General features: G+C 49.0%; 12 protein-coding genes and 1 rRNA gene (1 of these 13 only partly in view). 10 read left to right on the top strand and 3 right to left on the bottom strand.

Translation table 11 applies throughout. The annotated features are described in order from the left end of the window. A 16S ribosomal RNA gene (locus ACX4JR_RS06050) occupies positions 1–1,392 on the bottom strand (it extends 159 nt beyond the left edge of the window). A gap of 634 nt (positions 1,393–2,026) precedes the next feature. On the opposite strand from ACX4JR_RS06050, the gene ACX4JR_RS06045 reads away from it, so the two are divergent. The 9 genes from ACX4JR_RS06045 (at position 2,027) to bioB (ending at position 11,892) form a co-directional block, all read left to right on the top strand. Next, complete coding sequence (locus ACX4JR_RS06045; RefSeq protein WP_476060121.1) at positions 2,027–4,150, top strand: acetate--CoA ligase family protein; 2,124 nt, start codon at positions 2,027–2,029, stop codon at positions 4,148–4,150. A gap of 192 nt (positions 4,151–4,342) precedes the next feature. Further along, positions 4,343–5,185, top strand: coding sequence for a 6-carboxyhexanoate--CoA ligase (locus tag ACX4JR_RS06040; RefSeq protein WP_476060120.1), 843 nt, complete (start codon positions 4,343–4,345; stop codon positions 5,183–5,185). Between the two features lie 3 nt (positions 5,186–5,188). Then, a complete protein-coding gene (bioF, locus tag ACX4JR_RS06035) occupies positions 5,189–6,355 on the top strand; it encodes an 8-amino-7-oxononanoate synthase (protein ID WP_476060119.1) in 1,167 nt (388 codons plus the stop codon). An 18-nt stretch (positions 6,356–6,373) separates the two neighbouring features. Continuing rightward, entirely contained in the window at positions 6,374–7,123 is a 750-nt protein-coding gene (gene bioD / locus ACX4JR_RS06030) for a dethiobiotin synthase (protein WP_476060118.1), read from the top strand. Continuing rightward, positions 7,104–7,523 (top strand): 3-hydroxyacyl-ACP dehydratase FabZ, encoded by a 420-nt coding sequence (gene fabZ, locus ACX4JR_RS06025; RefSeq protein WP_476060117.1) that lies wholly within the window; start codon positions 7,104–7,106, stop codon positions 7,521–7,523. The genes bioD and fabZ overlap by 20 nt, the downstream gene beginning before the upstream one ends. A gap of 20 nt (positions 7,524–7,543) precedes the next feature. Next, positions 7,544–8,287 carry a 3-oxoacyl-[acyl-carrier-protein] reductase gene (fabG, locus tag ACX4JR_RS06020; RefSeq protein WP_476060116.1) on the top strand — a complete coding sequence of 248 codons (744 nt, stop codon included), beginning with the start codon at positions 7,544–7,546 and terminating at the stop codon, positions 8,285–8,287. An 8-nt stretch (positions 8,288–8,295) separates the two neighbouring features. Further along, positions 8,296–9,531 (top strand): beta-ketoacyl-ACP synthase II, encoded by a 1,236-nt coding sequence (gene fabF, locus ACX4JR_RS06015; protein WP_476060115.1) that lies wholly within the window; start codon positions 8,296–8,298, stop codon positions 9,529–9,531. A gap of 22 nt (positions 9,532–9,553) precedes the next feature. Further along, on the top strand, positions 9,554–10,933 hold the full coding sequence (gene bioA / locus ACX4JR_RS06010) for an adenosylmethionine--8-amino-7-oxononanoate transaminase (RefSeq protein WP_476060114.1): 1,380 nt from the start codon (positions 9,554–9,556) through the stop codon (positions 10,931–10,933). Continuing rightward, a complete protein-coding gene (gene bioB / locus ACX4JR_RS06005) occupies positions 10,927–11,892 on the top strand; it encodes a biotin synthase BioB (protein WP_476060113.1) in 966 nt (321 codons plus the stop codon). Before bioA ends, bioB begins: the two co-directional genes overlap by 7 nt. A 73-nt stretch (positions 11,893–11,965) precedes the next feature. On the opposite strand, the gene ACX4JR_RS06000 is transcribed toward bioB, so the two are convergent. Both ACX4JR_RS06000 and ACX4JR_RS05995 read right to left on the bottom strand, forming a co-directional pair. Next, positions 11,966–12,478, bottom strand: coding sequence for a nucleoside recognition domain-containing protein (locus ACX4JR_RS06000; RefSeq protein WP_476060112.1), 513 nt, complete (start codon positions 12,476–12,478; stop codon positions 11,966–11,968). Between the two features lie 51 nt (positions 12,479–12,529). Then, positions 12,530–12,958 carry a nucleoside recognition domain-containing protein gene (locus tag ACX4JR_RS05995; protein WP_476060111.1) on the bottom strand — a complete coding sequence of 143 codons (429 nt, stop codon included), beginning with the start codon at positions 12,956–12,958 and terminating at the stop codon, positions 12,530–12,532. Between the two features lie 191 nt (positions 12,959–13,149). Between ACX4JR_RS05995 and ACX4JR_RS05990 the strand changes: the two genes are divergently transcribed. Continuing rightward, positions 13,150–13,929, top strand: coding sequence for an alpha/beta hydrolase (locus ACX4JR_RS05990; RefSeq protein ID WP_476060110.1), 780 nt, complete (start codon positions 13,150–13,152; stop codon positions 13,927–13,929). Position 13,930: the final 1 nt, after the last annotated feature.

Here is a 13,930-nt window from a genome sequence, read left to right as displayed (position 1 = left end):
CCCGGGAACGTATTCACCGCAGTTTGCTGACCTGCGATTACTAGCGATTCCGCCTTCATGCAGGCGAGTTGCAGCCTGCAATCCGAACTGAGACCGGCTTTTTGGGATTCGCTCCGCCTCGCGGCTTCGCTGCCCTCTGTACCGGCCATTGTAGCACGTGTGTAGCCCAGGACATAAGGGGCATGATGATTTGACGTCATCCCCACCTTCCTCCGTCTTGTCAACGGCAGTCCCTCTAGAGTGCCCACCCTCCCGTGCTGGCAACTAGAGGTAGGGGTTGCGCTCGTTGCGGGACTTAACCCAACATCTCACGACACGAGCTGACGACAACCATGCACCACCTGTCTCCGCGCCCATAGTATCACTATGGAAAACCGTATCTCTACGGCTGTCGCGGGATGTCAAGCCCTGGTAAGGTTCTTCGGGTTGCGTCGAATTAAACCACATGCTCCACCGCTTGTGCGGGCCCCCGTCAATTCCTTTGAGTTTCAGTCTTGCGACCGTACTCCCCAGGCGGGGTGCTTATCGCGTTAACTACGGCACTGATGCCTCAGCGACACCAACACCTAGCACCCATCGTTTACAGCGTGGACTACCAGGGTATCTAATCCTGTTCGCTCCCCACGCTTTCGCGCCTCAGCGTCAGGTCCAGGCCAGAGAGCCGCCTTCGCCACTGGTGTTCCTCCCAATATCTACGCATTTCACCGCTACACTGGGAATTCCACTCCCCTCTCCTGCCCTCAAGCCGAGCAGTTTCAAGAACACTCCTGCGGTTGAGCCGCCGGCTTTCACCCCTGACTTGCTCGGCCGCCTACGCGCGCTTTACGCCCAGTAATTCCGGACAACGCTCGCCCCCTACGTGTTACCGCGGCTGCTGGCACGTAGTTAGCCGGGGCTTCCTCCAGGGGTACCGTCACCTCTTCTTCCCCCTGGACAGAGCTTTACGACCCGAAGGCCTTCTTCGCTCACGCGGCATCGCTCCGTCAGGCTTTCGCCCATTGCGGAAAATCCCCCACTGCTGCCTCCCGTAGGAGTCTGGGCCGTGTCTCAGTCCCAGTGTGGCCGGTCACCCTCTCAGGCCGGCTACCCATCGTCGCCTTGGTGCGCCTTTACCACACCAACTAGCTAATGGGACGCGGACCCATCCAGAAGCGGCGCTCCCGCACCTTTCCTTCTACTGCCATGCAACAGTAAAAGCTCATCCGGTATTAGCACCGGTTTCCCGGTGTTATCCCGGTCTTCCGGGTAGGTTATCCACGCGTTACTCACCCGTCCGCCACTAGGCACTCCCCCGTCCGTCCCGAAGGACTTCCAAAGGCTGCCCCGTTCGACTTGCATGTGTTAGGCATGCCGCCAGCGTTCGTCCTGAGCCAGGATCAAACTCTCCATTTATTTATCCGGAAAGTTTAATCTCTTACCTCCAAGGGCTCTATCAAAACCAGGGTCACTGTTCAGTTTTCAAAGACCTTTTCCCTCCCCTGCCGGCTTGCCGCCGGCAGTAATATAATTTATCAAAATCTTCTTCTTTAATCAAGTGGTAATTTTTGTTTCTTTTGTTCCCACAGCAATATTACATAATTTTTACGTTTTATGTTAATTCCAGTTGAGGCGAGCTTAATTATAACATGCTTTACAAACTAAATCAACTACTTTTTTGCTCAATTATCTATTTTTTTTGCATTTTTTAATTTTGCTCCCAAAATTTTAAACCGATACCTTCAGAGCCGAACAACCTGATGCAGCACAGGCAAAATAAATCGCTCCCACTCCTGATCCAAACCTGTATGGAAAACCTGTTATAAGACATTCGTTCCTAAAGATTCAAACAGAACAACCGCAGATAGCGTATATAAAATGCAGCAGTAAGTAAATAATCAGGACGCGGGAACGCCCTGATTGTTATATATTGATACTTTTAATTTTTAACAAAAAATTAATCAGTTAAAACAGTTGAAAAATATGTTAATATGAATATGGCTTTCTAAATATTTGGAATTTTAACATTTGGATGCGGGAGGTTTTTATCTTGTCTAATCAAGTAATTGAAGCAGTTAAGCCATTTATAGAGCCTAAATCCGTGGCTCTTATAGGAGTATCCACCCGCACCGGCCCGGGTACATTTAATGTCCTGGAAGAATTGCTTAATTATGGTTACCAGGGCCATATTTACCCGGTGAACCCCAAGGGCGGGAAAATTCTGGGCATTAAAACCTATACTTCTGTTATGGAAATACCCGAGACACCGGATTTAGCCGTAATTACCACCCCCCGCACGGCAGTACCGGACATCGTGCGCCAGTGCGCATCCCGGGGGATAAAGGGTGTAGTTATAATCACCCAGGGCTTTACGGACGCCGATGATGAAGACGGGCAGCGCATGCACCGGGAAATTTTAGATGCAATTTCCGGCTCGCCAACAAGAATTATAGGCCCCAATACCCTTGGCATAATAAACAATTTTAACCGCTTTAATACTTCTTTTGTTCCCTTTGACTCACCCTGCCGAAATGTAGGAGTTATATGCCAATCAGGAATTTTCATGGCAGCATCAGGGGACTTTAGCGGAGGGATAGGAATAGGTATTGACACCGGCAACACTGCTGATCTGGATTGTAATGATATATTGGAATATATGGGAGAAGATGACCGCATTAAAGTAATTAACCTCCACATCGAAGGCCTACGTGACGGCAGGCGCTTTTTAAATGTTACCCGCAAGGTAAGCGCCAAAAAACCCGTCCTGGTCCTAAAAACCGGTACCAGCGAGGCCGGAGCAAAGGCGGCCAGTTCTCATAGTGGATCCCTTGCGGGGGAAGATCATATTTATAGTGCCGCCTTCCGCCAGTCAGGAGCAATCCGCGTCTCAGACGTTGACGAGATGAATGACCTTACCGAAACCTTTCTTACTTACAAATCAATGCCGGGTAACCGGATAGCTATAATAACCATCAGCGGCGGGGCAGGCATTATTGCGGTGGACGCCGTAAGCGATAACGGCCTGGAAGTAGCTCGTTTTAGTGATAAAACCATGGCCACCTTAAAAAAGATTTTTCCTGATTGGATGCACCCGGGAAATCCTGCCGACATCTGGCCGGCCGGAATGTCCAGGGGCTATCATAAAGTCTTAAAATTATCCATGGAAACCATTTTGTCGGACCCCGGAGTAGACGCTTTGCTTTTAATCACTCCGGCATACACCGCCCCGGAGAAGGACCCGCTAAATATAATAGACCTGGTAGACGAAGTTGCAGCCGGCCACCCGGAAAAACCTACAGCCGCCTGGGTTTTCGGCCCACACCGCAAAAGTTACGCTGCCATATTCAGAGATAAAGGCCACGTCGTTACTTATCCCACCGCCCACAGGGCAATAAAAGCCCTTTCCCGTTTACATGATTATCTCAATGGCCCGCGCCTAGCGGAAAGACATCTAATTTCAGTACCGGAGAATATTCAAAGTAACTTGGTGGCAGGAATCATCGAATCAAATTTGAAAGCCGGGGCGACTACTCTAAACGAACAAACCCTGGATATTCTACATGCTTATGGAATACCCGTAATAAAATCGGGGGTAGCCACTACCAAAGAGGAAGCGGCCCAAAAAGCCAAAAAATTGGGTTATCCGGTGGTTATGAAAGTAATCAGCCCCCAAATTACCCATAAATCCGATATCGGCGGGGTAAAATTGAACATTGTAAATGAAAAAGAAGCATACAAGGCTTGGGATGAAATAAAGGAAGCGGTTTCAAAGGTTCCTGGTGCCAAAATGCTGGGAGTGCTTATTCAACAATACCGTACAAAGGGTACGGAAGTAATTCTAGGAGCTAAACGGGATCCGCAGTTCGGGCCGGTACTGGTTTACGGCGCAGGTGGTATTTATACCGAACTATGGCGGGATGTCTCTTTCCGAGTAGCCCCCATTTCAGCAGAAGAAGCCCGCAGTATGATTGAAGAAACCCGTTCTTATAAGATTTTGCAGGGTATTCGCGGGAAAAAAGCTGCAAATATCGACTCCCTTGTGGACAGCCTGGTAAGGTTGGGCACCCTGATGAACAACCATCCTGAAATAATGGAAATGGACATCAATCCCATGTTGGTTAACGAAGACGGGGCAATGGCCCTCGATGGAAGAATAATGTTGAAACCCAGATAACCGCTCAGGGAAAATCCCCCAAATGCACCTGGCAATTCAGGTGCATTTAAGATTCTTAATTGTTAACTGGCTTAGTTTTTTAGGTTTACAATTCATCATGATTCTGTTAAAATCATTAATCAAGAGTAAATTTTTTCACCTATAGTTAACTATAATTTTAAATATAGTTAACAATAACCGGAGAGAGTACCTATGCAGCAAGATTTATACAGCATTAGAATGCGTGCAGCCCAGGGCGGCCCCCATGAAAACGGCGGCCGGCATATTTCAGGGGCGGAAAGAATTATCCCAGAGGAAAAAATTCCGGGCACTTTGGAAAAGCTCTTCTTCCGGGCCTGGAAACACAGACTGGGCCGTCCCGATTTTATCAATATAAGTATTGAACTTATTTCTCTCAAAAACATTCAAAAAGTAACTTCCCTCCCCGTTTATACCATACGGTGTCGAGATTACCTGGAAGGCAGGAAACTGGCCCGGAAGGTTCTGGAACTGGCGGGAATCGAACGCCGGCTGATTGAAAGGGGGTTTAATTATCTTCTTGAGGGGTGTTCCGGCCGTGATACCAATATGCGAGGGGCCATCCTGATGGATGTTAAAACGGGATGCCGGCTGGAACCCGACCCGAACCGCGGCATAAGGGCATCGCGCATGGACTATGACCCCAGCCTGGAAAAAATTTTATCCCAAAAGCTTCAGAAATTTGGCTTAAACAACGTCCACGTCCGGGAAGCTTTGTGCCTGGCCACCAAGGTGGCCCATGTGCCGGGAATAGTCGCAGAATTATGCTGGTCCGACGACCCCGGCTACACAGCCGGTTATGTTGCATCGAAAAACCTCGGCTATATTCGCTTTAACCACTTAAAAGAAAAGGACAGCCACCGTGGCGGCAGGATATTTTTCATTGATCCCACCGTGGGAAACCCGGAAGAAACTATTAAAATATTGGAACAAAAACCTTACATTATTTCAAAGCTGGGTCCCATTTACAGTGAAATGACCTTTGATGAATTCAGAAAGAGATTAAAGGAGCATTAGCCAATGAAATTTTTAGAAGAGGAATTGGCTTATCTACAGGAGCATCACCTTTACCGCCGGTTTAACAGGATAGACGATTCCCAGGCTACCAGGACGGTAGTTAACGGGAAACAATGCCTTTTGCTTTCTTCCAATAACTACCTGGGACTTACCGAGCACCCCGAGGTGAAAGCAGCGGCCCGGGAAGCCGTAACCCGGTGGGGCACCGGTGCAGGAGGTTCACGTTTAACTACCGGCAACTTAAGGCTTCACGAAGAACTGGAAAATACCATTGCCCGCTTTAAAAAAACTGAGGCGGCCATTGTTTTCAATACCGGTTACATGGCCAACTTGGGGGCAATAACCGCCCTGGCAGGAAAAGACGATTTAATCTTGAGTGACGAGCTGAATCACGCCAGTATAATCGACGGGTGCCGGCTGAGCCGGGCAAAAATTAAAATTTTCCCCCACAAAGATACCCGGACCCTGGAAAAGCTATTACAACAAGCTCAAGGGTATCGCCGGCGCCTCATTGTAACCGACGGGGTTTTCAGTATGGACGGTGACCTGGCCCCGCTACCCCGGCTGGTGGAGCTTGCCGAAAAATACCATGCCCTGTTAATGGTGGACGATGCCCACGCTACCGGAGTACTGGGCCGCCGGGGAGCAGGTACGGCAGATCATTTCAACCTCGAAGGTAAAGTCCATATTCAAATGGGGACTTTGAGTAAGGCGGTGGGCAGTGCCGGGGGCTACATTGCCGGCTCCCGAAAGCTGATTGATTACCTGAGAAACAAGGCCCGCAGTTTTATTTTCTCCACTGCCCTCCCCCCGGCTGTAATTACCTCTGCCACGGCAGCTTTCACGGTTATTGAAAAGAACCCGCAAATACGGAAAAATCTTTGGGCCAACGCCCGTTACCTAAGATCCGGGCTTAAGCAAATGGGTTTTTCCATCATGACCGAGGAATCTCCTATTATTCCTATATTTATCGGTAATGCCCATAAAACCATGAAAATGGCCGAAAAATTATTTATCTTGGGGGTGTTTGCCCCAGGTATCAGACCGCCTACGGTACCGCCCGGCACCAGCAGGATCAGGGTCACGGTGATGGCCACTCATACCCGGGAAGACCTGGACGGGGCACTTGCGGCCTTTATGCAGGCCGGCAGAGAATTGGGAATTATCTGAAACAAGGAGCGAAATAAAATGCAAGGTTACTTTATCACCGGCACCGACACCGGTGTGGGAAAAACAGTTGTCACAGCCGGTCTGGCAGCAAACCTGAAACAAAGGGGAATAAACGTAGGGATAATGAAACCCGTTCAGACGGGAAGCATAACAACCAGCCAGGGCCTGGTATCACCGGACGCCCTGTTTTCTTTAAGGGTGGCGGGAATTGTGGACGAAATGGAACTGGTAAGCCCGTACCGCCTTAAACCACCCCTGGCTCCACGAATAGCCGCCGAACTTACCGGTACCACCATTGACCTGGTAAAAATAAACCGAGCCTACCGGGAATTATGCAAGCGGCATGATTTTATGCTGGTGGAAGGGGCCGGCGGAATCATGGTACCTATAACAGGCCGGTTTTTAATGGCCGACCTGATTAAAGCCTTTGATCTCCCCGCCCTCATCGTGGCAAGGCCCGGCCTGGGTACAGTAAATCACACCTTGTTAACCGTTGAATACGCAAAATCCAGCGGGATCCACGTTGCCGGCATAATTATTAACGGGCTAAATGAAAAAGAAGCCGGCACAGCGGAGAAAACAAATCCCGGGCTGATTGCCGAATTATCAGGAGTTCCTGTGATTGGGATTATACCTTACGATGCCGGTATAGATACGGATACGGGTAAACCGGGCCGGATTACCCAATTGGTTAAAACTGGAATCAAGTGGGAGATGATTTCCCTGCCCAACATAAGGGGGGCGGCCGGTGAATATCAAGGAAATTGAGGCCATCATCCCCCATCGTTACCCTTTTCTCTTCATAGACAAAATAACGGAACTGGTCCCGGGCAAGCGGGCCGTCGGCCAAAAAAAAGTTTCTATTAATGATTTTTTTTTACAGACCGGACCTGATGGCAAACATTTAATGCCTCCGGTACTTATTCTGGAAGCCATGGGCCAGGTAGGGGCAGTGGCCGTTTTAAGCTGTCCCCAATACTGCAATAAAAGCACCCTGCTGGCCGGAATAGATAAAGCTTGTTTTTTGAAAGATGTAATGCTCGGGGATGTACTCCGCCTGGAGGCCGAAATCACGCAGCTTAAAGGGGAAATAGGCCGGAGAAAATGCCGGGCACTGGTGGGAGATACAGTAGTGGCAAAGGCTGAAATTTTATTTGCCCTAACTTAAAAAATATGAGGTGACACTTCGTGGAAAATCCCTCTAAAGTAGCACTGGTAACCGGCGGCTCCCGGGGTATAGGGGCTGCCATTGTTCGAAAATTGGCTGCCGGCGGGTTTAATGTGGCTATAAATTACAAAAACAGCGGCCAGGTCGCCGCCGACTTGGCCCAAGCAGTCAGTTCCCAATTTAAAGTAGAAGCTTTACCCGTTCAGGCCGACGTTTCCCTTTTTAGTCAAGTTACTGAAATGGTACGCCAAGTTCAGGAAAAATTTAGGCGTATAGAGGTCCTCGTAAATAACGCGGGTATTACCCGGGACGCCCTGCTTGCCAGGATGACCGAGGAAGACTGGGACCAGGTTATAAATACCAATTTAAAAGGAGTTTTTAATTGCAGCAAGGCTGTTCTGAAAATAATGCAGAAACAGCGCCGGGGGCGCATAATCAATATATCTTCCGTAGTGGGGCTGAGGGGACAGGTAGGGCAGTCCAATTATGCCGCGGCCAAGGCCGGTGTCATTGCTTTTAGCAAATCCCTGGCCCTCGAACTGGCACGCTGGAATATAAACGTTAACGTTATAATTCCCGGTTTTACTGAAACGGACATGACCATGCAAATACCTGCCAGGGCCAGGAATAAAATTATGGAGCAAATACCCTTATGCCGCCCCTGCAGCCCGGAAGATGTGGCCGGTATGGTAACTTATCTTGCCTCCGATGAAGCGAATTATATTACTGGCCAAGTCTTCCACGTGGATTGCCGGGTGGTGTAAAATTAATTATGCAAAACCGGGTAGTAGTAACCGGAGTAGGTGTGATATCCCCCGTAGGCATCGGAAAAGATGATTTCTGGGCAGCCCTTAAAAGCGGGGCGGTGGGAATTGACAGAATTACCCTGTTTGATGCCTCGGAATACCCCACCAGGATAGCAGCTGAAGTTAAAAATTTTAAGCCCCAGAACTTTATGGAACCGGAACTGGCAAAACAAATACCAAGGTTCTGCCAATTTGCCCTGATTGCTGCAGCTCAGGCCATTTCCGATGCTGGATTAAAAATGGAAGAGGAAAGCCGTAAGAGGGTAGGCGTGTTCATGGGGACCAGCAGGGGCGGTATACCGGTCCTGGAACAACTTGAACCATTACAAAACAACGGTTCTAATTCTCCGAACGGACTTTTTTTCCCATATTGTTTTCCCAACGCCGCAACCTCCCTTGTAGCCGGCATGGCAGGCGCCCAGGGACCGGCCGGCACCGTTATGGCCGCCTGTACCTCCAGCAGCATAGCCATCGGTAATGCCTTTCGCACCCTGCAGAAAGGAGACGCCGACGTTATTATTGCCGGCGGAACCGAAGCCCCCCTTTCCCCGTTAGCTTTTGCCGGCGCCTGCGCTTCCAGGGCTATGTCAACTCTCAACGAAAAACCGCAAAAAGCCTGCCGTCCTTTTGACAAAAACCGGGACGGTTATGTGATGGGGGAAGGGGCGGGGGCAGTGATACTGGAAACGCTGGACCACGCTTTAAACCGTAATGCAAAAATATACGGTGAAATTATCGGGTACGGGCTAACCTGTGATGCCTATCATATTACCGCCCCCGACCCGAGCGGCGGGGGAATGGCCAGGGCTATGAATCTTGCCCTGTCCGAAGGCAAAGTCTCACCGGCAGAAGTCGATTACTTAAATGCCCACGGTACTTCCACCGTCTTGAATGACCGGTGTGAAACTTTGAGCATTAAGCAGGTTTTCGGAACTCATGCCTATTCCCTTCCGGTGAGCTCAACCAAATCCATGACCGGACATCTTTTGGGTGCAGCCGGGGCCGTGGAATTTATAGCCTGCCTTCTGGCCATGCAAAACAACTTGATCCCTCCTACCGTAAATTATGAAACCCCGGACCCGGATTGCGACTTAGATTTTGTGCCCAACCGGGCCAGAAAAAGCAGGTTAAACTTGGTTATGTCCAACTCCCTTGGTTTTGGCGGGCATAATGCTAGCTTATTAATTAAAAAGATTTATTGATTAATCAAAGGAGGAAATACAAGTGGAAAACATAAAACCGGGACGACTGGAACTATGGGATAAGGAATATATATGGCACCCCTTTACGCAAATGAGCGAATACCGGAAGGAAAAGCCTTTAATTATTGAGCGGGGGGAAGGAAGCTATCTTTTTGACGTGGAGGGCAATAAATACCTGGACGGCATCTCCTCCCTATGGGTAACGGTGCACGGTCACGGAAAAGAAGAGATAAACCGGGCCATTAAAAAACAACTGGATAAAGTAGCTCACAGCACTCTGCTGGGCCTGGCCAATATCCCCTCAATATTCCTGGCCCAAAAATTGGTAGAAATAACTCCCGAAGGCCTGAATAAGGTTTTCTACTCTGAAAGTGGCTCCACCGCGGTGGAAATCGCCCTGAAAATAGCTTACCAGTACTGGCAGCAAAAAGACGGGGGGAAATATAAATCCAAGCGCAAATTCATATCTCTGGCAAATGCCTACCACGGGGATACCATCGGCTCGGTTAGCGTGGGCGGCATAGACCTGTTCCATAAAATATTCGCCCCCCTGCTTTTTGAAACCATAAGCGCCCCTGCCCCCCACTGCTATCGCTGCCCGCTGAATTTAACCGCTGAAAACTGTTCCATGCAGTGTGCCGGTCACCTGGAATCCATCCTGGCTGCTCACCAGGAGGAAATAGCGGGAGTAGTTATTGAACCTTTGGTACAGGGCGCGGCAGGCATGATTGTGGCGCCGGAAGGCTACCTGACAAGGGTGCGGAAACTTTGTACCAGGTATAATGTTTTGTTGATTGCAGATGAAGTAGCCGTAGGCTTTGGCCGCACGGGAAAAATGTTTGCCTGTGAACACGAGGATGTAAAACCGGATATAATGTGCCTGGCCAAGGGTATAACCGGTGGCTATTTACCGCTAGCAGCGACTTTAACCACAGACGAAATTTATAATGCTTTTTTGGGAAGAATTGAGGAATTTAAGACTTTCTTCCACGGTCACACCTATACAGGCAATCCCCTGGGCTGTGCCGCTGCCCTGGCCAACCTGGAGCTCTTTGAAAAAGAAAATTTGCTTGATGCCCTGCAAGAAAAGATTTCTTTCTTGAGTGAAGGCCTGAAGAAATTTAAAACACTTAACCACGTGGGTGACGTAAGACAGAAAGGCATGATGGTGGGAATTGAACTAGTGGAAAATAAAGAAACCAAAGAACCCTTCCCCGTGGAGGCCAATATCCCCCACCGGGTTATACTGGAGGCCAAAAAAAACGGCCTGATTATCCGGCCCCTGGGCAATGTTATCGTACTCATGCCCATTCTTTCCATGAGCCTGCCCGAATTACAAGTAGTTCTCGATATCACTTACGCGGCTATCAAAAAGGTAACCGAGGAGAAATACCTATGCTGAGTAATCTCGAAAGAAAAATTACCGAAGGCCGGCCTGTTACCAGGGAAGAAGCATTAAGCCTTATAGAAATGAAAGGCACGGAAATATATGAGCTGTTGGCCCTCGCCAACCGGGTTACCCGCCTCTTTGCCGGAGACAAGGTAGAACTGTGCGCCATAATTAACGCCCGGTCGGGCCACTGCAGTGAAGACTGCGCCTTTTGCGCCCAATCAGCCCATTACAATACTAACATAAATACCTACCCCATGTTACAGCCGAAGGAAATCCTCCGCCAGGCCATTAAAACAGAAGAATCCGGCGTAAAGCGATTTGCCATTGTCACCAGCGGCAGGGGTATTACAGGCCGCGACCTGGAAACAGTACTGGAAACCCTCCACCTCTTGCGCCGGGAAACAAACCTCCAGCTATGCGCCTCCCTTGGTATTATCAACGAAAAACAGGCCGCTATGCTCGCGGAAGCAGGACTAACAACCTATCACCACAACCTGGAAACAGCCCCCGGTTATTTTGAAAACATTTGTACCACCCATACTTACCGGGAGAGGGTGGAAACCATTAAGGTCGCCCAAAAGGCCGGTTTACGAGTATGCGCCGGGGGAATCCTGGGCCTGGGTGAATCCCCGGAGCAGCAGGTGGAACTTGCCCTGGAATTAAGAAGGCTGGATATAGATTCCGTGCCCTTAAACTTTTTAAATCCCATTGCCGGTACCCGCTTAGAAAACCAGCCCGGCTTGCCCCCCTTGCAATTATTCCGGGCCATAGCTGTCTTCCGCCTGGTGTTACCCCGGGCGATACTGCGCTTGTGCGGCGGAAGGAAAGAAGGCCTGCGCCGCCTGCAGCCCCTGGCCTTCCTGGCCGGGGCAAACGGGCTCATGGTGGGCAATTATTTGACCACAACCGGTGAAACATTACAAGACGACCTGCAAATGCTTAAAGACCTCAACCTGAGTACAATATAGGATTAATAATGTCCTTACCTTCCTGCGGAAAGAAACATTAAAGCCCTGCTTGTTTTTGTAAGCAGGGCTTTTATTAATAGCACTTGTGCCTGTGTCCATGTCCCATGTTACAGGCCGTTTCTTGAACTGAATGTAGTTCGACCTGCCGGGCCAGCCACCCCGAGCGGGCTATAAAATAAGTAACAATTACCGCCAAGATAAACCGCCCGCCGAGTATGGCCAGCCCGTTCGCCCCCACAGCCATAAAAATGGCAGTGTCTTCAAACACCGAATGACAGATGGATAAAAATAAATTTAACAGGAATAAATCCTTCCAGGCAAGCCGTCCACTGCGGGCAGCTTCAATAATCACACCGGCCCCGTAAGCAATTCCAAACCCCAATCCCGCCATCAAGGGGGAAGCCGCTTCCCTTGACAGGCCCAAAACCTTTAAGGCCGGCGCAAGCCATTCCCCTATGCGCTCCAGAATCTTTAAGTCCCGCGCAATTTCCAGTACAACCATCATCGGGATAATAATCATGGCCATCAAAGATACATTATTCCAACAACCTTTTAAAACTTCATTTATAAATCCATGCCAGTCCAATTTATATTTTACCCCCAGACATATACCAAATTAATTAATCTCTGCCCGTATTTAAATAATTAAATTCATTAACAGGCCGGCAACTATGGCAAGCCCCAGGCGCAAGCCAGTCATAAATATCCCGGAACCACCGGCCCTTTGGGAAACTGCCGATTCTACGGGAAGGCTGTGGGATAAGAGAAGCATTACTGCAATAATGGTTATCTCCCGGGAACCCAATTCCAGGGAAGATATGGCTCCCACGGCAGCATAAAGGTTAATTAACTTCCCCAAAACCAGCACCAGCGAAGCCTCACCGGGAAGGCCTAAATACTTCATGAGCGGCGCGCTAATTCCAGCAATCCAGTCAAGTACGGGAGTATATCTTAAAAATGTGATAACAGTATATACCGGCACCACCACTTTGGTCAATTCCCAGAGGGTAGTTATTCCTTTATATAAACCCCTTTTAAAGGTATCGGTAGTAACCAAAAAATTCACCTCCAAATTATAAATCTGTTCCTCGAATTAGCTTTTACATAATACCTTTTAACTTTTTTTAACATTACTTAATTCCCGCCGCCAGACTTTAAAACCAAAATTACCCTCCATACTACAAAAATCTTGGCTGAATTGGTACAATGACCATAAATTATTGTATAAACCAAATAGACAAGGAAGGTGTTTAACAGATGAAAAATTACCGGTGGAAAAAAGTATTTCTAAAGAATTCCAGGAATCAACAGCTGGCCGGCCTCTTTCATACCGCCGGCCTGAAAGGAGCACCGGCCTTGATTGTTTGCCATGGCTTTACCGGCAGTAAAGAAGGCGGGGGTAAGGCCCGCCGCATGGCTGAATATTTTGCCGGGGCCGGTTTCGATACACTGCTATTTGATTTTGCCGGGAACGGTGAAAGTGAAGGTAACTTTGAAGATCTAACCCTGTCCGGCCAAATTGATGACCTCAAATGTGCCGTGGACTGGTGTAAAAAGCAGGGAGCAGGCACCATAATAACCCTGGGCCGGAGTTTCGGCGGTACCACGGTAATTTGTCACGCCGCCAAAGACGAAAGGGTGGCCGGGGTATGTACATGGGCTGCACCGGCCCGCCTGGTTGAACTTTTTACCGGCTTCATGGATGAAGACCCGGATGACCCGAATAAAGTCATTCTGGCCGGGGAAGAGGGAATCCTGCACATGAAAAAAACCTTCTTGAACGATATTGAAAAATATGACGTTCCCCAATTGGCCTCCCAAATAACCCCGCGTTCCCTTTTAATAATCCACGGAACAAAGGACGACGTGGTTTCCCCCGAAGATGCCAGGCTTATTTATACAGCTGCTGGAGAGCCAAAGGAATTGATTTACATAGACGGGGACGACCACCAGTTTGAAACCCACCACCGCCAAGTTTGGGACATTTGCCTTAGTTGGTTAAAAACACTAATCTCAAACATAATCCGGAGGACTTGAA

It is taken from the genome of Desulfofundulus sp. JL263-se (assembly GCF_056316025.1).
This window is presented reverse-complemented; position numbering and strand designations above follow the sequence as displayed.